This window comes from Mycobacterium sp., assembly GCF_044223235.1.
In the GTDB taxonomy this organism is placed as follows: domain Bacteria; phylum Actinomycetota; class Actinomycetes; order Mycobacteriales; family Mycobacteriaceae; genus Mycobacterium.
The window spans coordinates 364,330-389,216 of the sequence record NZ_JBGAME010000003.1 but is presented as its reverse complement, the minus strand read 5'-3'; the positions used below and the strand labels follow the sequence as shown (position 1 = coordinate 389,216).

20 protein-coding genes and 2 pseudogenes are annotated in these 24,887 nt (G+C 68.8%); 16 read left to right on the top strand and 6 right to left on the bottom strand.

From position 1 onward, the window contains the following. Positions 1-7: 7 nt before the first annotated feature. The 3 genes and pseudogenes from ADBZ6K_RS07590 to ADBZ6K_RS07580 form a co-directional block, all read right to left on the bottom strand. Positions 8-775: pseudogene (locus ADBZ6K_RS07590) on the bottom strand (serine hydrolase domain-containing protein); the annotation flags it as partial. Positions 776-817: 42 nt separating this feature from the next. Further along, positions 818-1,018 (bottom strand): annotated as a pseudogene (locus tag ADBZ6K_RS07585) (cyclohexanone monooxygenase); the annotation flags it as partial. A 214-nt stretch (positions 1,019-1,232) separates the two neighbouring features. Continuing rightward, positions 1,233-1,754: a hypothetical protein gene (locus tag ADBZ6K_RS07580; RefSeq protein WP_526345251.1), complete on the bottom strand. Its 522-nt coding sequence runs from the start codon at positions 1,752-1,754 to the stop codon at positions 1,233-1,235. A 221-nt stretch (positions 1,755-1,975) separates the two neighbouring features. Here ADBZ6K_RS07580 and ADBZ6K_RS07575 point away from each other — a divergent pair, with 221 nt between their 5' ends. The 3 genes from ADBZ6K_RS07575 (at position 1,976) to ADBZ6K_RS07565 (ending at position 3,790) form a co-directional block, all read left to right on the top strand. Beyond that, positions 1,976-2,464, top strand: a complete 489-nt coding sequence (locus ADBZ6K_RS07575; protein ID WP_526345250.1) for a DoxX family protein — start codon at positions 1,976-1,978, stop codon at positions 2,462-2,464. Between the two features lie 76 nt (positions 2,465-2,540). Continuing rightward, positions 2,541-3,098, top strand: coding sequence for an RNA polymerase sigma factor (locus ADBZ6K_RS07570; protein WP_526345291.1), 558 nt, complete (start codon positions 2,541-2,543; stop codon positions 3,096-3,098). Then, positions 3,095-3,790 (top strand): QcrA and Rieske domain-containing protein, encoded by a 696-nt coding sequence (locus ADBZ6K_RS07565; RefSeq protein WP_526345249.1) that lies wholly within the window; start codon positions 3,095-3,097, stop codon positions 3,788-3,790. Before ADBZ6K_RS07570 ends, ADBZ6K_RS07565 begins: the two co-directional genes overlap by 4 nt. A gap of 3 nt (positions 3,791-3,793) precedes the next feature. Here the strand turns inward: ADBZ6K_RS07565 and ADBZ6K_RS07560 are convergent, their stop codons facing one another. Further along, positions 3,794-6,445 (bottom strand): helix-turn-helix transcriptional regulator, encoded by a 2,652-nt coding sequence (locus ADBZ6K_RS07560; RefSeq protein WP_526345248.1) that lies wholly within the window; start codon positions 6,443-6,445, stop codon positions 3,794-3,796. Between the two features lie 469 nt (positions 6,446-6,914). Between ADBZ6K_RS07560 and ADBZ6K_RS07555 the strand changes: the two genes are divergently transcribed. The 3 genes from ADBZ6K_RS07555 to ADBZ6K_RS07545 are packed head-to-tail and all read left to right on the top strand — an operon-like array spanning position 6,915 to position 10,257. Then, a complete protein-coding gene (locus tag ADBZ6K_RS07555) occupies positions 6,915-8,159 on the top strand; it encodes a GlnX family signal transduction membrane protein (RefSeq protein WP_526345247.1) in 1,245 nt (414 codons plus the stop codon). After that, positions 8,156-9,118 carry a glutamate ABC transporter substrate-binding protein gene (locus ADBZ6K_RS07550; protein WP_526345246.1) on the top strand — a complete coding sequence of 321 codons (963 nt, stop codon included), beginning with the start codon at positions 8,156-8,158 and terminating at the stop codon, positions 9,116-9,118. The genes ADBZ6K_RS07555 and ADBZ6K_RS07550 overlap by 4 nt, the downstream gene beginning before the upstream one ends. Before the next feature lie 2 nt (positions 9,119-9,120). After that, entirely contained in the window at positions 9,121-10,257 is a 1,137-nt protein-coding gene (locus ADBZ6K_RS07545; protein ID WP_526345245.1) for a hypothetical protein, read from the top strand. A 40-nt stretch (positions 10,258-10,297) separates the two neighbouring features. Here the strand turns inward: ADBZ6K_RS07545 and ADBZ6K_RS07540 are convergent, their stop codons facing one another. Continuing rightward, positions 10,298-10,561, bottom strand: coding sequence for a hypothetical protein (locus tag ADBZ6K_RS07540; protein ID WP_526345244.1), 264 nt, complete (start codon positions 10,559-10,561; stop codon positions 10,298-10,300). On the opposite strand from ADBZ6K_RS07540, the gene ADBZ6K_RS07535 reads away from it, so the two are divergent. Genes ADBZ6K_RS07535 through ADBZ6K_RS07500 form a run of 8 tightly spaced genes read left to right on the top strand, consistent with a single transcriptional unit; the run spans position 10,560 to position 20,865 of the window. Next, complete coding sequence (locus tag ADBZ6K_RS07535) at positions 10,560-12,533, top strand: serine/threonine-protein kinase (protein WP_526345243.1); 1,974 nt, start codon at positions 10,560-10,562, stop codon at positions 12,531-12,533. The two genes, ADBZ6K_RS07540 and ADBZ6K_RS07535, sit on opposite strands and share 2 nt — an antisense overlap. Continuing rightward, positions 12,530-13,564 (top strand): PP2C family protein-serine/threonine phosphatase, encoded by a 1,035-nt coding sequence (locus tag ADBZ6K_RS07530; RefSeq protein ID WP_526345242.1) that lies wholly within the window; start codon positions 12,530-12,532, stop codon positions 13,562-13,564. Before ADBZ6K_RS07535 ends, ADBZ6K_RS07530 begins: the two co-directional genes overlap by 4 nt. Beyond that, on the top strand, positions 13,551-14,858 hold the full coding sequence (locus tag ADBZ6K_RS07525) for a vWA domain-containing protein (RefSeq protein WP_526345241.1): 1,308 nt from the start codon (positions 13,551-13,553) through the stop codon (positions 14,856-14,858). The genes ADBZ6K_RS07530 and ADBZ6K_RS07525 overlap by 14 nt, the downstream gene beginning before the upstream one ends. Further along, positions 14,858-15,508 carry an FHA domain-containing protein gene (locus ADBZ6K_RS07520; RefSeq protein ID WP_526345240.1) on the top strand — a complete coding sequence of 217 codons (651 nt, stop codon included), beginning with the start codon at positions 14,858-14,860 and terminating at the stop codon, positions 15,506-15,508. Before ADBZ6K_RS07525 ends, ADBZ6K_RS07520 begins: the two co-directional genes overlap by 1 nt. An 8-nt stretch (positions 15,509-15,516) precedes the next feature. Continuing rightward, positions 15,517-17,802 (top strand): GAF domain-containing protein, encoded by a 2,286-nt coding sequence (locus ADBZ6K_RS07515; RefSeq protein WP_526345239.1) that lies wholly within the window; start codon positions 15,517-15,519, stop codon positions 17,800-17,802. Next, positions 17,799-18,179 carry a response regulator gene (locus tag ADBZ6K_RS07510; protein WP_526345238.1) on the top strand — a complete coding sequence of 127 codons (381 nt, stop codon included), beginning with the start codon at positions 17,799-17,801 and terminating at the stop codon, positions 18,177-18,179. The genes ADBZ6K_RS07515 and ADBZ6K_RS07510 overlap by 4 nt, the downstream gene beginning before the upstream one ends. Further along, complete coding sequence (locus ADBZ6K_RS07505) at positions 18,179-19,294, top strand: adenylate/guanylate cyclase domain-containing protein (RefSeq protein WP_526345237.1); 1,116 nt, start codon at positions 18,179-18,181, stop codon at positions 19,292-19,294. Before ADBZ6K_RS07510 ends, ADBZ6K_RS07505 begins: the two co-directional genes overlap by 1 nt. Next, positions 19,291-20,865, top strand: a complete 1,575-nt coding sequence (locus tag ADBZ6K_RS07500) for a peptide ligase PGM1-related protein (RefSeq protein WP_526345236.1) — start codon at positions 19,291-19,293, stop codon at positions 20,863-20,865. Before ADBZ6K_RS07505 ends, ADBZ6K_RS07500 begins: the two co-directional genes overlap by 4 nt. A gap of 132 nt (positions 20,866-20,997) precedes the next feature. Here the strand turns inward: ADBZ6K_RS07500 and ADBZ6K_RS07495 are convergent, their stop codons facing one another. Then, complete coding sequence (locus ADBZ6K_RS07495) at positions 20,998-21,939, bottom strand: amidohydrolase family protein (protein ID WP_526345235.1); 942 nt, start codon at positions 21,937-21,939, stop codon at positions 20,998-21,000. A gap of 83 nt (positions 21,940-22,022) precedes the next feature. Here ADBZ6K_RS07495 and ADBZ6K_RS07490 point away from each other — a divergent pair, with 83 nt between their 5' ends. Both ADBZ6K_RS07490 and ADBZ6K_RS07485 read left to right on the top strand, forming a co-directional pair. After that, complete coding sequence (locus ADBZ6K_RS07490) at positions 22,023-22,673, top strand: TetR/AcrR family transcriptional regulator (RefSeq protein WP_526345234.1); 651 nt, start codon at positions 22,023-22,025, stop codon at positions 22,671-22,673. A 66-nt stretch (positions 22,674-22,739) separates the two neighbouring features. Continuing rightward, a complete protein-coding gene (locus ADBZ6K_RS07485) occupies positions 22,740-24,869 on the top strand; it encodes an Rv1355c family protein (RefSeq protein ID WP_526345233.1) in 2,130 nt (709 codons plus the stop codon). Positions 24,870-24,887: the final 18 nt, after the last annotated feature.

Sequence of the window (24,887 nt, the reverse complement as noted above, 5' to 3'; positions counted from 1 at the left end):
ACGCGGTTCAGCGGGTGAGGTTTTGGTAGAAGGCCGACTCATAGGCCAGATAGCCCGAGAACGACGCAGGATCCCCGAACGGCAGGATCGGGGTTGCCCAATAGCCACCGAAGCCGTTCTCCCGGTCGATCCAATAGAACAGGTTGGCCAGCCCCGCCCAACCCTGCCCGCCGGCCGGGCGTCCCGTCGGCGCGACGGCCTCGTTGATCATGAACGGCAGCGACCATGACTTGGGGGTTCCCGGGAAAAGCTCTGCGTCGTTGGACAGGCTCGGGATCACACCGGGCAGCATGCCGACGCTCAGGCCGTCGGCGAGATGTCGCGCGACCGCCATCGTGACGGTCTCTGCCGCCAGCACCCGCCCCTTGTCGCCCTGGCCGTCGTTGAGCCACAACCGGATGAACTTCAGATAGTCCTCGACGGTGCCGTACAGCCCGTGCCCGCCCATGTCGACCTCGGGCGGTGACGGCAGCTCGAAGTCCGTCACGGTCAGCGACCCGTCGGGATTGCGGTCGTGCATGGTAGCCAGCCGCTTGCGGCGGCTGTCGTCAAGCGCGAACGTCATCGACTCGATGCCCAGCGGAGCGAAGACCTCGCTCTCCAGGACCTGCGAGAGCCGGGAGCCGGTGATGCCCTCGACAACCTGACCGACCCAGTCGATGTTGGAGCCGTACTCCCATCGGGTGCCCGGATCGAACAGCAGCGGCGTGGTCAGTGCCGCGCGGGTGGCGATGAGGACGCTTGGCTGCCCCTTCTCCCGCGCCAGCCGGTGGTGTGAAATCGGCATTCATTGCGAGTCCTTCCCTGACCGGCTCGTTCAGCGCATCGAGAAGTCGCGATAGCCGTTGGCCGCGGCCTCCTGGGTACGTTGTCGATAATCGCCGACACCGCCCGTGTAGGAAAGCACCCGCCGGGGCTTGCCGGGCACGTTCGACCCGGTGTACCGGGAGTCGGTCTTGGAAATGAGATTGGCGGCGGCGGTGGTTTCGTGATGGATCACCCAGGCCTCTTCGCCCGCCGCCCAGCCTGTGACGGCGTCACACTCGAATTGTTCGGTCCCCAGGGCGTTTCCGCGGGTCCCAACGCCACGCTCGACCTCACCACCCGCTAGCCACCGTGCGCGCCGAGTACTGCGCAGCGGTCGTGACACCGGCGGCGCTGACAGCCCTTACGCAGAACTCGGCGCAGTTGGGGTGTGCGACCGGGCTAGTCCCGCCGACACTGGTGCCCCCTCAACTGCTGGTGCCACCCACCTCGGCGGGCAGCGGGGGCGACAGCGGTCGCGGGGTTTCCGGCGCCGGGGTGGCAGTCGGCGCGACGGTCGGCCCCGACGTATCCCCCGCCGAATCGTCCGACGTATCCCCTGACGTATCCCCCGGGGCCTGCCGCGTTGGCTGGCCGTGGAAGTCCGTCATGGGCTCCCTGCGCAGCACCCTGCCGCCCGCAGTGACCACCAGTGCATCCGAGGTCACCGTGTAAGTGACACCGTCGTTCTCGGCGACGAATGCACCGTCGGCGTTGCGTGACGCCGGGATGATCAGCTTCGCGCCGTCGCGCACCCGCACACCGCGGTACTGATACCGACCGCCGGGGGTTTGGCAGATGGCCACCCGCGACGCCTGTGTACTGCCGAATGCGACCGTGGTGTCTGCGGCCGAGCACCGAGCCGTGGAATCGATGTACCCCTGGCCATCGAACGCCGGCGCAGCCCCCGCTGCGGGAATGCCGAGGGCGAGCAACGCGCAACACGCCATGGCGGCGACGCTCACCCGTCGGGAGGGACCGGAGAAGGACATCACGCCCCACCAGACCACGGACCTCTTGATGTGGCGAGCGACGCGGCCGAGACACAACGCAATCGTTAGGAGTTCGAGATGCGCCCGACCGCTCGGCCGGCTCGACTCGGGTGTAACCACGGCCCCTATCTCCTGGTGAGGTGCCGAAACAACGGCGGCGCCAGGAAGGTGTACTCCCCATGACCCAGTTGACCCAGCTCTCCCACATCTCCCGGACCCGCGCCTCAGGCGCCGTCGTGCTCATCCGCCTCTACGTCGGGCTGATCTTCGCCGGCGAAGGTGCGCTGAAGTTCCTGCGGCCGGACGCGTTGGGCCCCGGCCGGTTCGACAAGGCGGGAATCCCGGGCGGAACGTTCTTCGCCTACCTCGACGGGGTGTTCGAGATCGGGTGCGGCGTCCTGATCCTGGTAGGTCTACTGACCAGGCTGGCGGCCGTGCCGATGATCGTCGACATGCTCGGCGCGCTCTTCATAACCAAGATGCCCATCCTATGGGCCGGTGCGCCGCTGTATCCGAAGGAGGGCGGATTCTGGGACTTCTTCCATGAGGGCCGCCTCGAGCTGGCCATGCTGTGCGGCAGTGTTTTCCTGCTGATCGTCGGTGCCGGCACGATGTCCCTCGACGCCCGACGCATGTCGTCTCCTCCGGTCTCCGCCGCCTCGATCTAGTCCTCATGCACAGCAACCCCTCAGGTGCGATCGCCAGGGACGGCCGGTGACGGCGCGCGACAATCGCGACAATGAGGTGCGCCGTGTCCGCCCGGGGACGGTGCGCACGCCGCGTTCGAGGGGAGGGCTGCAGCCGGTGACGGACGCGGCGTATCCGGACTGGGACGCGGTGTACCGCGACAATGTCACCTGGGTGTACCGCCTGATGTACGGAAAGGTGGGCAACCAGCCCGACGCGGAGGATCTCACCGCGGAGGTGTTCATGACGGCGTTGCGGCCGATGCGGGTTTCGGCCACGGTGCCGGAGGTGCGCAAGTACCTGCGGATGACCGCACGCACCGTGTTGGCCGCCTACTGGGCCGACCGGATGGGCCGGCAGATCACGACAATTGACGTCGATGTACCCGAATCCGACGCTCCCGCTGCGGAGACGGGCCACGCGCACGACACGGTGGGCCGGCTGCTCGCGCATCTGCCGGACAACTACAGACGAATCCTGGAACTGCGCTTCCTGCAATCATTCTCGATCCGTGAGGCAGCCGGCCAGATGGGCGTGAGCGTCGCCAATGCCAAGGTGTTGCAGTACCGTGCCCTGCGGATGGCCGCACAGTCCGGGCAGGAGGGGACGCGATGACCAGACGAATCGTGCCCCGCTTCGTGGAGGGCCTTCTGCGCGGCCAGCCGACCGCCCGGGCGCGCCCCGACGACGCGGAGGCCCAGGAGATGCGAACCGCCATCGAGCTGCGCGCTGCCCGGCTCGGTAGCGACTCGCCGCGCGAGGAGTTCGTCACCGATCTGCATCGGCGGCTGGCCGGTGCGATGGCCGAACACCCGCCCGCCTCCGGGCGAGCAACGCTTGGGACACGCAGGCAGGTGGTCATCGGCACCGGTCTGGCCGCAGCCTCGGCAGCGACGGGCCTGGTCGTCGGCCGCGTGCTGCCGCGGAGCGACGAGCAGCGGCCGCCCACTGCGACTGCCGACGGCGTCCTTGAGCCCAACACCGGCTCGTGGCATACCGTCGGGGCGGGCGCCGACCTCTCCGACGGACACGCCATGGCGTTCGACCTGGGTTCGGTACGCGGGTTCGTCCACCGCACCGGTTCTGGACTGCGGGCGGTGTCGGGGGTCTGCACCCACCAGGGCTGCTCCCTATGGCTCGACGCGGCGGCGCAGCAGTTGCGCTGCCCATGCCATTCGACGTCGTTCTCGCTGGACGGAGCCACCCTCACCCATCAGCTGCCGATCGCCCCACCACCCCTGCCGCACCTTCAGATCCGCGAAAACAACGGGGCCATCGAGGTTTTCGCGCCCACAGAAGAGGCGTGACCCTCACTGGGACGACGGATACGGACCCGGGTCGGCGATCGGTGCCGACGCCGGGGACAGCAGCGCCGCCAGTTCCCCACGGCTGGCCGTCCCGGTCTTGGTCATCGCCTTGTAGATGTGACCCTCGACGGTGCGCACCGAAACGTACAACCGATCCGCGACGTCCCGGTTGGACAGGCCCTGACCGAGCATCAACACGATCTCGCGCTCGCGGTCGGTCAGCGGCAGCGGGGTGCGGGCCTCACGCAGGGCCGGCGTGTTGGCGCCGCCGCACTGCGCCGCCAGCGCCTCCGCGCGGGTCACACATCGCAGCGCAGAGCCGCGCAGGTCCTGGCGACGGAAGGCCATGGCCGCGTGGGCCGCCGCGTCCACCGCCGCGACGCGGTCCCCCATCGTCTCGAAAGCCTTTGCCAACGACTCTAATTCGGCCGGATCCCCGTCGCACATAGCCGCGGCGAAGCGCGCCGCGATACCAACCCGGGGGCCCTCGACGACGCTCTCAAGGGCCCGAAGCCGGGGCTCGCAGGTTCGGTCGCCGAACTGCGTCGCGGTCTGCAGGCACATCGTCTCGGCCGCGAATCGCCCGTTGGCCGAAGCCGTCTCGGCCGCCGACAGTAGGATCGCAACCGCCTCGCTGATGGCTCCCCCACCCGCGGAAACCCAGGCCCGCGCCAGGCTCCTCTCAAAGTCGAGCAACCGAAATGGCCGTCGCAGGTCGTCCAGCGCGGTGAGCGCGGCCGCCGCCTCGGCGGTCACACCGCGCATCGCCAGCGCGGTCACACGCGGCAGGCTGTAGCGATACCCCCAGCCGATGGCGTGCCCGGACGCCGACAACGCTCCCGCCGCCTGATCCAGTGACCTGCATGCCGTGTCGAGACGCCCGGCACCGAGTGCGGCCCTGCCCGCGATGGCCGCTCCGAGAAGCTGCGCCGCGCCCGGCAGGTCGGCGGCCTGGTCGCGGACCCGCTCGGCCACCTCCAGCGCATCCGAGATGCGGCCGGCCAGCACCAGCGCGCTGACATGCGCGTCGGCGATGTTGAAGCGCATGTGCGGCGCGTCCAGACAGCGGGTCGCGATGTCGTATCCCGCCTCGGCCACGGCCTCGGCGTCGGCCGCGCGCCCGGCGTCCGCGCGAATGGCCGCGAGCGCCCAAGCCGTCTCGGTCCCCACGATGGGAGGCAGCTCCTCCAGCACCAGACCCTTCGATGACGCGGTCGCGGCTTCCGGCCGGTCGATCGCAAACAGGTACACCGTGCGGACCGCGTCGATGCAGCTGCGCGCCTGCCCGGCCGTCACATGCTCCGCCGCGTCGATGATCTCCTTGGCCCGATCTGGCTCCGCCAGCGCCCACAGCATGTTGCTGGCCCGCAGATAGGTGAACCGGGCTTCGTCCTCTTCGGTCAGGTCGGCGACCGGGATGCCCGCGAGCACATCCTCGGCCTCCTGCCCCCGGCTGAGCCACGACAGCGCATGCGCCCGGACGAACCTCGCTTCCGGTCCGGCGGACGCGCGGATCGCGGTGTGGGCCAGCCGATCGGCCAGCGGCAGATCGGCCAGCCAGATGGCGCCACGTGCCGCCCTGACGAGTAGACCGGCGTCCGGGGCGAGATCGGAATCGAGGCTCAATGCGGCGCGCCGAACCATGATTCGCACATCGTCGCGGTCGGGCGCGTTACCCAGCTCGACGGCAACCCGTCCGCGCAGCCGCCGCAGCCGGGTGGGCGCGGCGCACTTCTTGCGAACCTCGCTGTAGAGCGGGTGCGCGACCCGCACCACCACACCGGTGTCGAGGTGTTCGAGCCTGATTAGGCCACGCGCGTCGGCTTCCTCGACCGATCGGGAATCGACGATCCGGCTCAGCGCGGCCAGTTCGACGGGCTCACCGACGGCGAGCGCATCCAGCACCGTCCCGACTCCGTCGGGCAGCGCACCGATCCGGGACTCGATCAACTCGACGAGGCCGCGCGGGACGACGGAGTCGCCGATCCACCGCCAGCTGCCGAACCCCCGTTCGAGCCGGCCTGCGGCCACCTCCTGCTCGACGATGTGGCGCAGATAGAGAACGTTGCCCCGGGTGAGCTCCCACAGCCGGTCGGCGGCATGCGGATCGACCGGTCCGGCAAGGGTCGCCGACAGCAGCGCGGCGCTCTCATCGGTCGACAGCGGCGGCAGATCGATCCGGTCGAACCCTCCGTCCTTCCAAAGTTCCTGCACCCCGTCGGAAATCGGGTCGCCGTCCCGCATGGTGAGGACGACCTTGGCGGCGTGCCGTTGCACGATCTGGTGCACCACGAACGTCGACAGGTCATCCAGCAGGTGGACGTCGTCGACGCCGACCACCACCGTGCCCGGGGCCGACGCGGCAGTCAGCGAGTCGATGACACCGCGGACCAACTGGAGACTGTCACTTCCGGCCAACCCCGCCCACGACGCCAGGGCCCCGAGCGGAAGCGCCCGCGCTGACGAGGTGCCGACGACCCAGCGCACCTCATGTCCCTTCGACGCCGCGGAGGCGAGCGCCTCGCGCGCGATTCGGCTTTTGCCCACCCCCGGCGCACCACAGATGACGATCCCGGACGCGTCGGGGTCGGACAGCGCTGCCTCTACGAGGCGCATCTCGTTCGAGCGCCCGGTCAACGGCCACGTCAAGCGCATATCCACAAGCGTAGGAGCGCAGGTACCGGCGCCGCAGCCCAACACCGCCAACGCCCGCGACGGCGGGCGGCGGGGCGGGCAGGGAATCGATGAGCCGTCCGATCGATGGAGGTAGTCGCCGAGGACCTTGGCGCAGAAATCCAGTAATCCACTACCTGCCCGGCGGGCGTGGCGGGGCGCGATGATCGCGGTGTCGCCCGCAAGGGGTCGAACAGCACGGGGTCGAACAGAACGGACGGGACTGGCCAGTGACGAATCACGGTATCCAGGCGGGGGCGCCCTCGCCTGCGCCAGTGAGATCGGCACCGCGGCGCGACCGCCGTCACGCCACGAAACGGCCGACGACCTGCGTGTCCCCACCGGCCGGGGCCGCCCCGACGAATCGATCATTGTCGGCTGGATGCGGGTACGCAGCGGCTACGATCAATCCGCGCGGGGGAGGTGGGTGGTGAATGCCGTAGGCGCTCCGATGTTCGACACGCGTGCCTCCGCGGCATGGTTGCGCCGATTCGCCCGAACCACGCCAGGGGTCGTAGGAATCCTCGCCGTCGTCATCGCGGCCTCGTGCATCATCGCCGGGTTCGTCGCCGCCGCTCAGCTCGACAGGCGGATCGCCGCGCGCGACGCGGTTCTGGACCATTCCGAGCCGGTCGCCTACGCGGCGCAGAATCTGTACGCCGCCCTCTCGGCGGCCGATGCCGCCGCCGCGTCAGCGTTCCTGTCCGGCGGGACGCAGACTGCGCAGGCGCGCGAGCGCTATCAGCAGGCGTTGGCGGACGCGGCGGCTGCGCTGGCCGACACCACCGCGGGCGCAGCCGACACGGACCGCCGTACCGCGGTCGCCGAGGTATCGGCGCTGCTGGCCGCCTACACCGGGTTGGTGGAGGCCGCGCGGGCGAACAACCTGCAGGGGTTCCCGATCGGGTCGGCCTACCTGCGCGAGGCGTCGACGTTGATGCAGACCAAACTGCTTCCCGGCGCGGAACGGATCTACTCCGCCGATTTCGCCACCGTCTCGGACGACCAGCGCGCTGTCGGATCGACGCCCCTGCTGAGCCTGGCGTTGCTTGCGCTCGTGCTGGTGGTGATCGGCGTCGGGTCGGCGATCATGGTCACCCGCACCAACCGGCAGTTCAACGTAGGGCTTTTGATCGCAGGCGCCCTGGTGTTGCTGGCGATCCTGTGGATCGTCCTCGCCACCCGCCTGGCGGCGGCCGACGTCGGACGCAGCATCGAGGGCTCCGAGCGGTTCGACCGGCTCACGAAAGCGCGGATCCTCGCTCAACAGGCCAGGACCGATGAAACCCTGGAATTGATCGCCCGCGGCGACATCACCGCAGGCGAGCAGGCGTTCACCGACCGCATCGACGGCCTGGTGGAGGTGCTCGGCCAGGGCTCGCCGGTTGTGTCGGAGGCCGTCGAACGGTGGACGGCCGGCCATCGCAAGCAGGTGGAGGCCTATCTGGCCGGCGCCTACCCCGACGCGGTCGCGCAGGCGATCGGCCCGGACCCGCACGCGTCCGCGGCGCAGTTCGCCGCCGTCGAGGCCGGGTTGCGGGATGAACTCGAGGACACCAGGGCCGCGCTGCGTAACAGGGTGTGGGCGGCGGGGAACTTCCTGGTATGGAGCCCGGCAGGGACCCTCGTGCTGATGATCGCGGCCGCGGCGGCCGCCGTCGCCGGACTCTGGCCGCGGCTCAAGGAGTTCCTATGAGGCCACGGATCTGGGCGGCCGTACTGGCGGTTGCGGTCACGGCCGCATGCGGATCGACATCGCCTCCACCGCCGTCGGCGACCGTCCCGCCGGTGGAGGTGCGACCGGCAGGCGCGCAGGATGTCAGCGAAGCACCCGCGGCGGGTCGCGAGGACTGCGACCGCGAAGCCAGTCTGCGCCCAGGGTCGCTTCCCGCACCGGGCAACATGCCGCCGGGTTCGACGATGGCCGCCATCGCCGAACGCGGCAGGCTCGTCGTCGGCGTCGACCAGAACACCTACCTATTCGGCTACCGCAATCCGGCGACGGGTCAGCTCGAGGGGTTCGACATCGATCTGGCCCGTGAGCTCGCGCGCCGCATCTTCGGCGATCCCGACCGCATCGACCTGCGGGTGGTCGACGCCGGCCAGCGGGTGTCGGCACTGCAATCGGGTCTGGTCGACTTGGTGGTCCGGACCTATTCGATCACCTGCGAACGCAAGGACGACGTCGCCTTCTCCACCGTGTACTTCCTGGCGAATCAGCGCATCCTGGCACCGAAGGGATCCGGCATCGATTCAGCTGCGGCGCTTGGTGACAAGCGGGTGTGTGCGGTGTCGGGCACGACCTCACTGTCCACACTGTTCGCGCTGGACCCGAGGCCGACGCTGGTCGGTGCGAAAACGTGGACCGATTGCCTCCTGATGCTGCAGCAGGATCAGGTCGACGCCATCAGCACCGACGACGTCGTGCTGGCGGGCCTTGCCGCCCAGGATCCGAACGTGGAGGTGGCCGGCGCCAGTCTCGGCGTCGAACCCTACGGCGTGGGGATCAAGAAGGGTGACGACGACCTCATTCGATTCGTCAACGGCGCGCTGGAACAGATGCGTGTCGACGGGACCTGGCAGCGACTGTACGACACCTGGCTGCGCGGTCTGGGACCGTCGCCGGGACCCCCGGCGCCGCGGTATGAGGATTGACCGTGAACGTACTGACCACCGAACAGATCGATCGTGAACTCGCTTCGCGCACAGCCGAAGCCGCCGATATCTCGGCCGCACTGGTGGCGCTGGACAACCATCCGGGACTCGCGCACGTGCGTCGCTACCCGCCTGCCGGGATCACCGCGCAACGATGGAAGGCGGTCGAGCGATCCCTCGGGCAGATGTGGGACGACTTCGGACGGCTCACGTCGATGCTGGAGTCCGTTCAGGCGGTGCGGGCGCGGGGTACCAAGCTCGACGACGATGAGCGGGCCGAGTTGACCCGGCTGCTGTCCGGCCCCGCCGAACCACCGCGTCCGCGGAAGCTGTTGGTGCAGAACACAAACAACGGTTCGCATGCCGATGCGGCCGGATTCGCCGCCGCGGCCGATCGGATCCGCGCGGCGTACCCCGCCGTTGCGGAGTTCCTCGACGCCGTCGACGAGATCGACTCGCTGATCGCCCACGGGTTGGCGCCGTCGCAGAAACGCCTCGACGCCGCGGGCGCGGCCGGGCCGAAGGCGCTAGCCGTGCTGCTGACCGATTCGGCGACCGATCCGCTGTCGTTGACCCCACAGGTCGTCGAGGAACGCATCCGCGACATCGCCGACGAAATCGGACGCCGCGAAGCCGAACTCACCGAACTGGCGGCGATCAAGGATGATTGGCCGGCGGCGCTGGCAGCGGCGACATCCCTGTTGGACACATTGCACGGCGCGACCCGGCAGGCGGCCGACACCCGCGCCCACGCCGAGCAGCTGGTCCTGACCGCCCCCCTGCCCACGCCCGCCGACACCGAACCCGCGCTTCGCGCGGACCTGCGGTCGCTCGCATCGGCCGACGCGGCTGCGCTGCGGTCGCTGCGGCAACGGATCGAGACCGCACTGAACGCGATACGGGACAGCGAGGTGCTCGCTCAGGGCCTGCTCGACCGGCGCGGTGAACTCAAGGGACGACTGACGGCCTACCAGGCGAAGGCGGCCCGGCTGGGGCTCGGAGAGGACCGAGATCTGTTGGCATGCAGCCGTATCGCCGCCGGGCTGCTGTCCCGTCAGCCCTGTGACCTGCGCGCGGTGACCCGTGCCATCACCGACTACCGGCAGTTGATCGCCGAGAAGCAGGGAGAATCGAGATGACGTGCGGCGAGCCGGGCTGCGGCGGCACCATCGTCGACGGCTATTGCGATGTGTGCGGCACGGCGCCCGCACCCGCGACGCCCGCGCCCGCGACGCCCGCGCCCGCAGCTCCGGCGACGGCCTCCCGACAGATATCGGCCCCCGCGACATCCGAGGGGCCGGCCACTGCGGCCGCGGGGCCGGTCACCGCGGCCGCGGTGAGCCGCCCCACCACCGGTTCGGCCAGGACCGCACGCACCTCCTCGACGACGTCGTCGAGCACCCGGGGGCGGCTCGGGGCGGGCGTCGTCACGATGCCGCGCATGCCGACGGGCGATCCGGCGGCCGCGATCCTGCCGAATCCAGAGGTGCCGGAGGGCAAACGGTTCTGCGGCAATCCCGAATGCGGCAAACCGGTCGGGCGGGCGCGGGACGGCCAAGCGGGACGCGCGGAGGGCTTCTGCCCGGCCTGCGGCACCCGATACTCCTTTGTTCCCAAGCTTTCCCGTGGTGATCTCGTCGGCGGGCAGTACGAGGTTCAGGGCTGTATCGCACACGGCGGCCTCGGCTGGATCTATCTGGCCATCGACAGAAACGTGCACAGCCGCTGGGTGGTCCTCAAGGGACTGCTGAACTCCGGCGATGCCGACGCCATGGCCGCGGCCGCCGCGGAGGTGCTCACCCTCGCCGGTGTGGAGCATCCCAACATCGTGCGGATCTACAACTTCGTCGAACACCCCGACAGCGCAGGCGTTCCGGTCGGCTACATCGTCATGGAGTACGTCGGCGGCACATCGCTCAAGCAGATCCGCAAGGCCCGCAACGCCCCCCTGCCGCCCGACCAGGCCGTCGCCTACATCGTCGAGATCGCACCGGCACTCGGCTACCTGCACTCGCAGGGGCTGGCCTACTGCGACTTCAAGCCGGACAACGTGATGCAGACCGACGAACAACTCAAGTTGATCGACCTGGGCGCCGTCATCGCCATGGACGATCTGGACAGTGCGATCTTCGGCACCGTCGGCTATCAGGCACCCGAGATCGCCAGCACCGGACCCACCGTCGCCAGCGACGTGTACACGGTGGGCCGCACGCTGGCAGTGCTCGTCATGGATGTGCCTCAGGAGCATGGACGCTTCGTCGATCAGCTACCGGGGCCCGACAGCGTGCCCGTGCTGGCTCAGCACGAATCGCTGTACCTGGCGATCCTGCGCGCCACCGACCCCGATCCCGGCCGGCGGTTCGCGTCGATGGAGGAGATGACCGATCAGCTCACCGGGGTGCTGCACCAGATCGCGGCCGCCGACAGCGGCACCGAGCGTCCCCGGATGTCGAGCTACTTCAGCCCGCAGCGCCCGGTGTTCGGCGCAGGCCGCGACATGCCGGTCGACGCCCCCCATGTGATCGCGGCGCTGCCGGTGCCGGTGGTCGACCCGAACGACTCCGGGGCGGGGGTGCTGGCGACCACCAGCGGTACTTCACCCGCCCAGCTCGAGCAGGCGCTCAGCCTGGCCAGGGGTGGAGCGCACCCGCTGCGCACATCCTCGGTCGAGGTTCCGCTGAGATTGGCGCGCGCGTCGCTGGAACTGGGCGATCCGCAGGGGGCCAGAAAGCGGCTCGCCGCGGTGGAGCCGGTGATCCCCGGCGATTGGCGGCTGAAATGGTACAGCGGGCAATGCGCACTGCTGGAGGGCCAATTCGACCTGGCGACAGCAGATTTCGCAGCGGTGCTGGGCATGCTGCCCGGTGAGTTGGCGCCAAAGCTGGCCGCCGCGGCGACCGCCGAGCTGGGCGGCCGCACAAGTAACTACTACGAGACGGTGTGGCGCACCGATCACAGTTACGTCAGCGCGGCGTTCGGACTGGCCAGGCAGCGGGTCAGGGCAGGTGACCGCGTCGGCGCGGTCGCAGTGCTCGACCAGGTTCCCGCCGAGTCGGCACACTGCACGGCGGCCCGCGCGACCGCGATCGAGATCCTCCTCGACGGCCGGGCACCCGCCGACACCGACGAACAGACGCTACTTGACGCCGCCACGCGGGCGGGCGCCCTGAAGCTGGAATCGGCGGCCAGGCGGGCGTCGCTGCGGCTGCAGGTGCTCGGCGGCGCGCTGGCGTGGCTGCGTGCGGGCAACAACAACACCAGCCCGCGACTGCTCGGCGGGGACTTCGACGAACGAGGGATCCGCACGGGTATGGAACACGCTTACCGCGACCTTGCTCACGACACCGACGACATGTGGGACCGTATCGCGTTGGTGGAGCAGGCAAACGCGGTTCGTCCCAGGACCCGGTTGTGACCGGGCCGCCGATCGCGTGTCCGCGCTGCGCCGCGGCGGTCACGCGGACGGACCGGTTCTGCGAGAGCTGCGGCGCCGCCCTGTCCGAGCTGCGCCGGATCTCCGTCCCCGGACCCGCCGGGACGCCGGGCGCGAATCAGGGCCCGTGCGCCGATTGTGGCAACGACACCTTCGTCGAGGAGTACTGCACCGCCTGCGGCCATCGGCGCGCCGAACCCGACCGCAGTGCGGCGGATCTGGATGCCATCGTGCTCGTCAGCGACCGGGGTCTGGTCCATGTCGGCAACGAGGACGCCGCCGCCGCCGGCACCGTGGCGGTCAGCGCCGGCCTGCCGCCCTACGCTATCGCGGTGGCCGTCTGTGACGGCGTCTCCACGTCGGGGCAGGCTCACATGGCCGCGGCCGCGGCCGCTGCCGCCGGTGTCGACGCGATGCTCGCGGCGCTTGCCGCGTCGGGCAAGGGGCGCCCGGCGGCACTGACGGGTCTGGCCGAAGCGACACGGGCCGCCGCGGCGGCGGGAACGAACTCGGATGCGTCATCCTCACCGTCGTGCACATACACCGCGGCCGCCATCGCACCCGCCGCCGATGGCACCGCGCAGATCACTATCGCCAACGTCGGTGACAGCAGGGCATATTGGCTTCCTGCCGGACCGGAACCCGCACGGCAACTGACCGTCGACGACTCCCTTGCGCAGGAACTCATCACCGCAGGCGTGAGTGCCGACTCCGATGCCGTCCAGCGCAGCGCGCACACGCTGACCCGGTGGCTCGGCGCCGACGCCGGATCCAAACCGTGGTCGGATTCCAGCGTGCACACCATCACCGCCACCGGTCCTGGTTCGCTGCTGCTGTGCACCGACGGACTGTGGAACTACCTGCCCGAGGCGGACGACATCGCCCGGCTCTGCACCGGTGCCGACGCCGCTGCCGTGGCAACCGCCCTCGTCGACTTCGCATTACAGGCCGGAGGCCACGACAATGTCACCGTCGCCGTGATACCGATCGGAGGACCTCATGAGTTCAGCTGACGCACAAGGACCTTCCGGCATCACCGTCGATGTCGACCACAATCCGTACCTCGCGGAGGGAACCGGCACCGTCGATGCGATCGTCAGCATCACGGCAGACAGCGGCATCGCGAACCAGGTGGCAGATCAGTCCGTGCTGGAGCGGGTGGAGGCCATCGTCATCGACTGCTCGACGTCGATGATGGCGCCGTCGGGCAAGTTCGACGCGGCCAAGCGAGCCACGGCGGCCGCCATCGACGAACTCGTCGACGGCACTTACTTCGCGATCATCGCCGGCACCGAAAAGGCGGTCCCCGTCTATCCCCCGGATGGCCGCCCGACGAGGGCGAGCACCGCGACCAGGGGCGCGGCGGCCGTGGCGGTCGACGGCCTACGGCCCAACGGCGGGACCGCGATGGGGACCTGGCTGGCGTACGTCCGACGGGTCGTCGCACAACGTCCGGGCGCACTCACCCACGCGATCCTGCTCACCGACGGGAAGGACGAGCACGAGACGCCCGAACAGCTCGGACACGAGATCGGGCTCAGCGAAGGGGTTTTCACGTGCGATTGCCGGGGGGTCGGAACAGGCTGGCACGTCGAGGAACTGCGCGCGATCTCCTCGGCGCTGCTTGGCACGGTGGACATCGTCGCCGATCCGGCCGATCTGGCGGATGACTTCGCCGCGATGATGCGCGCGTCGATGGCCAAGTCGATCCCCGATCTGACGCTGCGGCTGTGGACTCCTGCGGGGGCTCGCGTCGAGTTCGTCAAACAGGTAGCGCCGACGGTGGAGGACCTGACCCATCGCCGGGTGGACGCGGGAAGTCAGAGCGGCGAGTACCCGTTGGGTTCCTGGGGTGTGGAGGATCGCGACTACCACATCCAGGTTGCGGTGGAACCCGCCGCGGTCGGGCGGGAGAAGCTCGCGGCGCGGGTGACCGTCACCGCAGGCGACCAGACGCTGGGTGAGGGTCTGGTGAAGGCGGTCTGGACGGCCGACACGGCGCTGTCGGCCCGGATCAGCAGACGGGTGGCGCACTACACCGGCCAGGCCGAACTGGCGCAGGCGGTCCAGGACGGGCTCAGCGCACGCAAAAGCGGTGACATCGCCACCGCGACAGCCAAACTGAAGCGCGCCATGGAACTGGCCGTCGAGTCGGGCAACGACGGCACCGCCAAGCTGCTCGAAGGCGTGATCGAGGTCGACAAGCGCACCGGTACCGCGCGGTTGCACCGCGACATCGCGGCGGCCGATGAGATGGCCCTTGACGCACGCTCGACGAGAACCGCGAGGGTGCGGAAGGAGACCTGATGCCGATTTGCGCCGATGGGCACGACTCGACCGCCACCGACTATTGCGACGTGTGCGGATCGCCGATGGAAATTGCGGCGGGACAACGGGCTTCGTCGTCGTCTTCGGCGGTGACGGTCTGCCCAGGGTGCGGGGCGCCGATCGCCGGGCGGTTCTGCGAAACGTGTGGACATGATTCGGCGCTGCCCGCACCGCCTGCTCCGGCACCGGAACCCGTCGCGGCCGGCGACAGTCGCCTGCCATCGGGAGCCGCCCGGTGGATCGCCGTCATCGCCGCCGACCGGACCTTCTATCAACGCGTGCTGGCCCGGGGCGGTCCGGACACCGTCGAATTTCCCGAGTACTTCCCCGAACGGCGGATCGCCCTGCGCGCCAACACGACCCTGATCGGGCGGCGTAACCGCGACCAGGGCGTCGAGCCGGCGATCGACCTCGGCATCCACCCCGTCGACCGCGGCGTGTCCACCCAACACGCGGTGCTGCGGATCCGGGACTCCGGCGTCACCGTCACCGACCTCGGCTCGACCAACGGTACGAGCCTCAACGACAGCGACGACTTTCTGCGCAACGGCGAGGAAACCCCACTCACCGACGGCGATCGCATCCACGTCGGCGCGTGGACGACGATCACGATCATCCAAGACGGGTGACGGTTGCCGTGACGGACCCCAGCATTCCCACCCCGAGCGCCGACGACCCGATCGACGAGCACCGGGCGCTGCGCGAGGCGCACCAGCAGTCCGCGGCCATCCGCGAGATCCTCGCGGCGCTCGGTCGAGACGTGGCCAACCCGGGCGCCGTGCTCGACACCGTGCTCGAGTACGCGGCGCGCCTGTGCGGGGCGCGGGCCGCACAGCTGTTCCTGCTCGACGGGGACGTGTTCCGGCTCTCGCGGGTCTCCGGCGAAACCCCGGAGGATTACCGCAGACTCCTGCTGGACCAGCCGATCGCCCGAAACCGGTTGTCCGCGGTGGGGCGCGCTGCCGAGGACAAGCGCACCCACCAGGTTCCCGACGTGCTCAGCGACGCTGCTTACGGGCGGCGTGATCTGCAGCGGCTCACCGGCTTTCGCACGCTGCTGTCCACACCGATGCTGCTCCAGGACGAGGTCGTCGGGGTGCTGTCGATGTGGCGGACCGAGGTCGCACCGTTCGACGCGCGCGAATGCGAACTGCTCGAGGAGTTCGCCGCGCAGGGCGCGATCGCACTGCGCCAGGTCACCTTGATGCGCGCCCTCGAATCCAGAGGTGCGGAGCTGTCGAACAAGGTCACCCAGCTCGAGGCGCTGCGCAAGGTGAACGAGGCCGTCGGCTCGAGCCTCGACCTCGAAGAGGTCCTCGACCGGATCGTCAGCAACGCCGTGCGGCTGACCAACCTCGGTTTCGGCGACATCACGCTGGGCACCGACGGCGGTTCGATCCTCGAGTACGACGAGGCGAACGACTCGTTCCTCGTCCGGGCGGTGTTCGGCAGCCGTCGCGACCTTCTGGAGCAGCTGCGGTCCATCACCATCGACGGGGAGTCGACGTTGGTCGGTCGGGCCGTGCGGGCCCGCAAGCCTCTTCAGATCCCCGATCTGAGCCAGGCCGATCTCGACCACTATCTGGAGGTCCTGTTCCGCGACGGCTGGCGCTCGGTGCTCGCCGTCCCGATGCTGCGCGGCGACAAGGTCATCGGCGTGCTGGTGATCCGGCGACGCGGGACGGGCAGCTTCCCCCTCGACGTGATCGAACTGCTGCAGACCTTCGCCGGCCAGTCGGCTCTGGCCATCGTCAATGCGCGGCTATTCCGTGAGCTGGAGACCAAATCGACCGAACTCGAGGTTGCCAGCCGGCACAAGTCCGAGTTTCTGGCCAGCATGTCCCACGAACTTCGGACACCGCTCAACGCGGTGATCGGCTTCTCAGAAGTCTTGCTGGAGCGCATGTTCGGCGAGATCAACGAACGGCAGGACGAGTACCTGCGCGACATCTGGAACTCCGGCCGCCATCTCCTCGAACTGCTCAACGAGATACTCGACCTGTCCAAGGTCGAGGCGGGCCAGATGGTGCTCGAGCGAGCCACATTCGGCGTGGCCGGTGCCCTCGAGTACAGCCTGGCCATGGTCCGCGAGCGGGCGGCGCTGCATGCCATCGCCGTCACACTGCACGTCGCCGACGACGTCGGGTTGATCGAGGCGGATGAGCTGCGGTTCAAGCAGGTGGTCCTCAACCTGCTGTCCAACGCCGTCAAGTTCACCCCGGACGGCGGCAGTGTGTCGGTGCGCGCCTCTCGGCAGGGCAGCGAACTCACCGTCACCGTCACCGACACCGGGATCGGCGTGCCGCCAGAGGATCGGGATCGCATCTTCGAGTCGTTCCAGCAGGGCCGCAGGGGACCCGCCAAGGAGGAGGGCACCGGACTCGGGTTGACGCTGTCGCGGCGCATCGTCGGGCTGTTCGGTGGGCGGATGTGGCTGGACACCACGGTGGGCTCCGGCAGCACCTTCGGCTTCTCGATACCGGGACTGCTGCCGCTCGCCGACGAGGCCCCCGCATCCCCAAGCGACGAACCGGTGGTGGTCCTCGTCGACGACGACCGGGCGTCCCTGGATCTGCTGTCGGCCTACCTTGACGGCACGCCGACCCGGGTCCTGCGGGCACGGGACGGTGTGGACGCCCTCGACCTGATCCGCCGCGTGCGGCCGGCGGCCGTGGTCCTCGATATCAAGCTGCCACGGCTGAACGGCTGGCAGGTGCTTGCCGAACTCAAGGCACAGCCCGCAACCGCGGCGATACCGGTGATCATCGCCACGGTGGTCGACGACCGCCCGCGGGGCGCGGCCATGGGTGCGGATGCCTACCTGGGCAAGCCGGTTCGTCGTGACGAGCTGATCGACGCCTTGAACCGCGTCGGTGTCCCGACCGGTTCGGCCAAGGGACTCAGCCCTTCGGAGTCGTCGTGACACCCCGCCGGATCCTCGTGGTCGAGGACAATCCGCTCAATCTCAAGCTTGTCCGCGATGTGCTCCAGGTCGCCGGGTACGACATCGTCGAGGCCCGGACCGGTGAGGAGGGTCTGCAAGCCGCGACGTCGGATCCGCCCGATCTCGTGCTGCTGGATCTCCAGTTGCCCGGCATCGACGGCACCGAAACGATGCGCAGGCTGCGGCAGGGCATTCTCGCGCCGAGCGTACCCGTGGTCGCCGTAACGGCATTCGCGATGGCCGCCGACCGCGCGCGGGCCGAACTCGCCGGATTCGACGGCTACATCGAGAAGCCGATCAGCGTGCGGGCACTTCCTGGGCAGATCGGGAATTTCCTTGCGGGCCAGGGGAAATGATGGACATACCGGTCACCGTGCTAGCCGTCGACGACCAGCCCGTCAACCTCAGACTCCTGGACGCGGTCCTCACGCCGCGCGGCTACCGGGTACTCACCGCCTCCTCGGGGGCGCAGGCGCTCGAACTGCTCGAAACCGGTGACGTCGATCTGGTGCTCCTCGACCTCGTGATGCCGGGGATGGACGGCCTCGAGGTTTCCCGCAGAATCCGCTCCATACCGGCGACCGAATTCCTTCCGGTGGTGATGATCACGGCGAGCGGCAGTACGCAGCGCCTGGCCGCGCTCGAGGCCGGTGTCGACGACTTCGTCGCCAAACCCTTCGACCAGGCCGAACTGCTCGCCCGGGTGGCGTCGCTGGCGCGCATCAAGCGATACCACGACACCATCCGCAGGCAGGCCGACGAGCTCGCGGCATGGAACTCCGAGTTGGAGACCCGGGTCGCCCGGCAGGTCGCCGAGTTGGAGCGCACCAACCGGTTGCGGCGGTTCCTCTCCCCGCAGCTCGCCGAACTCGTTGTCGGAGACGAGACCCTGCTTCGCAGCCATCGCCGCGAGATCGTCGTGGTGTTCACGGATCTGCGCAACTTCACCCCGTTCGCAGAGACCAGCGAGCCGGAGGAGGTGATGGGGGTATTGAGTGAATACCACCAAGTGATCGGGGCGTTGATCCACCAGTACGAGGGCACGCTGGAGCGGTTCACCGGAGACGGGGTGATGGTCTTCTTCAACGACCCCATCCCCTGCGACGACGCGGCCGAGCGTGCGGTACGCATGGCGGTCGACATCCGCGACGCAGTCAAGGGGCTTGCCACCCGTTGGCTCCGCAACGGCCATGACCTCGCTCTCGGCATCGGAATCGCCCAGAGTTACGCGACTCTCGGCAGGATCGGTTTCGAGGGCCGCTTCGACTACTCGGCGATCGGCAGCGTGACCAACCTCGCCGCGAGGCTGTGCGCCGACGCCAGGCCCTGGCAGATCCTCGTCACCGAACGCGTGCTTGCCTCCGTCGAGCACCTGTCCGTGTCGGAATTCATCGGCGACGCACAGCCGAAGGGATTCAGCCGCTCCGTGCGGATCCACAACATCAGTGCATTGAACGAGGTGAGCACATGACACAACTTCAGACTCCCGGCCGGCACCTGTCCGAGCTCAGCGAGGAGGAACGCTACCGCGTCTTCGACGAGTTGCAGGAGGCGATGGGCCCGGCCTGGCAGGCGATGCGCCTCGGCTACCCCGACGAGTCGGTGGTGGTGGTCCCCTCCATCAGCATCGAACGCACCACCGCGACGAGCGGCACCGTCATGCAGGCGATGGAGGAACGCGCACTGTTCCTGCTGTTGCTGCTGCGCCAGCCGCGGCTGCGGATGATTTACGTGACGTCGCAACCGATCTCGGAGTCCGTCGTGGAGTACTACCTGGGCCTGCTGCCCGGTGTGATCCCGAGTCATGCGCGCGCCCGCCTGACCCTGATCCCCGTCGGCGATTCGTCGCCGGGGTCCCTGAGTGCGAAACTGCTTGCGCGACCACGTCTGTTGCAGACCATCCGGTCCATGGTGCCCAATCCGGCGCGCAGTCACCTGATCCCCTACAACACCACCACACTCGAGCGCGACGTTGCACTGTCGCTGGGTATCCCGATGTACGGGGCGGATCCGCGGCTGGCCGATCTGGGCACCAAGACGGGGTGCCGCCGACTGTTCGAGTCACTCGGGGTGCAATGCCCGGTCGGTGCCGAAGACCTGCACACGGTCGACGACATCGTGGCGGGCGTGCAGACCATGCGCACCCGGCGCCCGGCGCTCACCGAGGCGATCGTGAAGATCAACGAGGGGGTCTCGGGTTCCGGCAATGCCATGCTCGACCTGCGGGACCTGCCGGATGTCGGCGCCGCCGACGAGGCCGCCGCCATCAGGGAGCGGGTGTTCCGCCTGCAGCCCGAGGCGGTCACGCTCACGCCGGAGGTCTTTCTGGCGGCATTCGACAGGAGCGGCGGCATCGTCGAAGAGCGCATCACCGGAACGCGGCTGACCAGTCCGAGCGTCCAGATGCGGGGTCTGCCGGACGGCACCGCCGAACTGTTGTCCACCCACGATCAGTTACTCGGCGGCGCGAGCGGCCAGAAGTATCTCGGGTGCGTGTTCCCCGCCGATCCCGGTTACGCCGCGGCCATCGCCGAGCCCGCGATGGTGATCGGCGGACATCTCGCCGAGATCGGTGTCCTGGGCCGGTTCGCGGTCGATTTCGTTGTCGTGCAAGATGAAAGCGGTGCATGGACGCCCTATGCGATCGAGCTGAACCTGCGCAAGGGCGGCACCACGCACCCGTTCCTGACCCTGCAGTTCCTCACCGACGGCAGCTATGACGGACAGCGCGGAGTGTTCGTGACCCCGGGCGGCACCAGTAAGTACCTGGTGGCCACCGACCACCTGGAAGACGACCGGCTCAAGGTGCTCACCGTTCCGGATCTGTTCGACGTCGTCGTCCAGCACGGGCTGCACTTCGACCAGTCCCGGCGCACCGGGGTGGTGTTCCACATGATCAGCTGTCTCACCGAGTGCGGCCGGATCGGTCTGACGGCGGTCGGCGACAGCCCCGAGGAGGCGTGGCGGATCTACGAGGAGGCGCAGTCGGTCCTGCTGCACGAGGCGGAGCTCGCGCTCCAGGAGCGGGCCGTACTCATCTGACGGGCGGCCGGCTGCCGCCGAAAGTAACGTCACGGAGAGGATTTCGACGAATCTCCGCCGTGAGGTCACCCTCGGCGCATGCGCCGGCGGACAGGGTCGGCGTCAGACAAGCCTGAAGGGGACGGGGCTGGCTCAGACGAGCGACGCCAGGCGCGGGAACAGCGCCAGCGCGTTGTTCCGCTCGACGTCGGCGCGGGCGTCGGCGTCGAGCCCCGGATAGGCTTCCAGGCCGGCGGCGAACAGCTGGGCGACACCCACCGGAGCGAACGGCCAGTCGGAGCCGAAGGTGACGTGACCCGGCTCGGCGAAGGCGAGCAAGGTGGGTAGCGCCGCGGGACTCGATGACAGGGCGGTATCGAAGTAGAAGCCGGCGAGGTCCGCCAGGCTGTCGGCGGCGGCCCGCCCGGTGTCGGCCATGATGGCGAGCGCCATCCGGTGGCTGGCGTAGGGAACGAAGCCGCCCGCATGGCTCAGGATGAATCTGATGTTCGGGAATCTCCTTCGTATTTCGTTGCGCACCAACAGGTATGCCGCTCTGGTGGTATCCAGCAGGAAGTCGGTGGCCCACGGCAGCACACCGGGAACGGCGGGGCCGGGCAACTCGGCGGGATGGACGAATACCACAGCGGAGCGGCTATCCAGCGCGGCGAACAACTCATCCTGGCCATCCTGACCGAGATAGGTGCCCGCATTGTTGGCCAGCAGCACGATACCGTCGGCCCGTAGGACGTCGAGGGCCCGCACAGCCTCTGCCACGGCCTCATCGAGATGCGGCATGGGCACCGTCGCGAAGAAGCCGAACCGGTCGGGCCGGTCCGCCACAAGAGCGCCGGCCCAATCGTTGACATCTCTGGCCAGCGCCGCGGCGCCGACGGGATCGGGCACGAAGGTCGTCCCCGGTGCGGACACCGACACAATCGCGGTGCCGACGTCGAGGTCGGCCATGGCCTGCAGGGCCGCTTCTGTGCTCCAGTCCGGCAGTGTACGGCCACCCGCGTCGTCGATCCCCGCTCTGCGCAGCGCCTTTCGGTAATCGGGCGGAATGATGTGGTGGTGGGTGTCTATCCGGGACATCGTGGTCCTCCCCGACTTGTTTCCGTAGTTATCACTACGGTAATGTAGCGATCACTACGGAGTCAATGCCATCGGAGGTATCCATGCCGGACCCGGGTAAGCCCAAACGGCGGCGACAACGCGCCGACGGTGAGATCTCGCGGGGCCGCATCCTCGACGCGGCCACCGAGATCGCCGCCGAACGGGGCTACGAAGGGACCAGCATCGGGGCGGTCAGCGCCAGATGCGGGTTGCCGGCCAGCTCGATCTACTGGCATTTCAAGGACAAGGACGACTTGCTGGCCGCGGTCATCGAGCGCAGCTTCGGCAGCTGGCTGACGGCCTGGCAAATGCCACCAGACGGTGACGCGCCGACCCGCGCCGTTGCCGTGGGTCGCCAGATCGCCAGGGCGCTACGGGATTCCCCCGAATTCCTTCGTCTCGGCCTGATGCTGGCGCTTGAGCGCCGTCCGGTCGAACCCCGGGCCAGGGCGATGTTCATGGCGGTCCGCGATCAGGCGCTCGCGCAGGTGCGCACGGTGATCGCAGACCTTGCACCGGGATTGACCGATGGCGGCGTGGAGCTCCTGGCGACCTACGCGCTCGCGGCCGGCGATGGGCTGTTCATGGCGAAAGAAATCGGCGGCGACGCCGTCGACCTGATGACGCTTTTCGAACTGCACGCCCGAGCCATCGTCGACGCCGCAGCCCACCTCCTGGAATCGAACGGTGCGGACGGTAGTGTTGCACGCTGATCGACGCCGCAGGCGATGTGCACCATTTCCGCATGTCTGGCGCTCAACAGCGAGACAGGGGCCACCGTGACAGAGCCCGTGATAGGGCCCGATGCAACCGCTTACACCGCGCGGATCCTGGACCCCGCCGACGCCACGGATCGCGAGATGCTGGAGCGGCTACGAGCGGACCCCGCGGTGGAGTTCCTCGACCACCGCGACGCACAGCGTTCAGGATTGCGCAGCCTCCGCCCGGCGCCCGGGGATGACGTCCTCGCCGAACCCGGCCGGTGGGCCTACTACCCCTGGCGGCGAAGCGTCGTCGCGGTGGTGGGTCCGCGCGGATTCCGGGCACTCCGACTCGACCGCAACAGGAACGGCATCACCACCGACGAACAAGCCCGGTTCAACTCGCTGACCGTCGGGGTCGCCGGCCTGAGTGTCGGCCACGTCATCGCTCACACCCTGGCGATGGAAGGCTTGTGCGGACGTATCCGGCTGGCCGATTTCGACCATCTGGAGCTGTCGAATCTGAATCGGGTGCCGGCGACGGTGTTCGACCTCGGGGTCAACAAGGCCTATGTGGCTGCCCGCAGGATCGCCGAACTCGACCCGTACCTGGCGGTCGATGTGTTCGTCGCGGGGATCACCGCCGACACGGTTGACCCATTCCTCGATGGACTCGACATCCTCGTGGAGGAGTGCGATTCGCTCGACATGAAGGCCGTGCTGCGCTTAGGGGCCCGCGATCGGCGCGTTCCGGTCCTGATGGCGACCAGTGACCGCGGAATCGTCGACGTCGAACGTTTCGATCAGTCACCGCAACGACCGATCCTGCACGGACTGCTGGGTGAACTCGATGTGCGGCTGCTGCCCGGCATGAGCAGCCGGGAGAAGGTCCCCCACATGTTGCGGCACCTGGAGGCCGAACAGCTCTCGCCACGCACGGCGGCATCCCTTCTCGAGATCGACCGGTCGTTGTCGACCTGGCCGCAGTTGGCATCCGACGTCGTCGTCGGCGCCTCGGCATTGGCCGAGGCGGTGCGCAGAATCGGTGTGGGTGAAACCCTCAGATCGGGTCGGTGCCGCGTCGACATCGGTGGGGCGCTCGACCAGATCGAAGAACCCGAGATGAATCTGAACGGCCCCGCACTCGAGGAGACTCCGGCGCCCGCAGTCGAGGACCCCGTCGTCGCCGCCGCTCTGCGCGCACCGTCCGGCGGAAACGCCCAGCCCTGGCTCATCGACGTAGAGCCGCAAAGGATCACGATCAGCATTGCCGCAGAACACACGTCGATGATGGACATCGGTCTCCGCGGCAGCGCTGTCGCAGTGGGCGCCGCCCTGTTCAACGTCCAGATCGCCGCCGCCGCACGCGGGGTGCTCGGCCCGGTGAGCGTCTCCGAGGGCGACGCCGGATCCCCCCTTAGAGCCGCGATGGCCTTCGGCAACGGAGACGACCCCGCCCTCGCCGAGCTGTACGAACCGATGCTCGCCCGCCACACCAACCGCCATCACGGAACGCCCCAGCCACTCGGCGACGAGACCATCGAGCGTCTCGCCATCGCAACCGAACGTGAAGGCGCCCATCTGCACCTGATCACCGATCGAGGCGAGCTCACCAGGGCCGCAGCGATTTTCGGTGCTACCGACCGTATACGCTTCTTAACGCCGCGGCTGCACGCGGAGATGATGGCCGAGCTTCGCCGGCCCGGGGACCCCGAGCCCGACGTCGGCCTGGACGTCGGCACCCTCGAGTTCGACGCCAGCGACGCGGCGTTCCTCGACGTCGTGCGCCGGCCCGACGTCATGGCCCGCCTCGCGGAGTGGGACGCCGGCAGCGCGCTGGGCGACAACATGCGCGACCGGGTGCTCGCCAGCTCCGCGCTGGCGGTGGTCACCGTGACGGGGGATAGTCTCGGCGACTACGCCAGGGGAGGTTCTGCCGTCGAGGCGATGTGGATCGCCGCCCAGCGGGAAGGCCTGAGCGTACAGCCGCTGTCACCTGTGTTCCTGCATGCCAGGAGCACCGCGGAGCTCTACGAGATGTCACCGCGCTTCGCACCCGAATTGAGGGAACTGCAAGGCGATTTCGTGCGGCTTGCCGCCATCGATCCGGCGGCGGCCATCGTGCTGGTGTTGCGGTTCACGTTCGCGCCGCCACCGTCGAAGCCGAGTCGGCGCAGTCTGAACCGAATCCGCCCGCCGCAGAACTAATCCCACGCCGGCCGATTC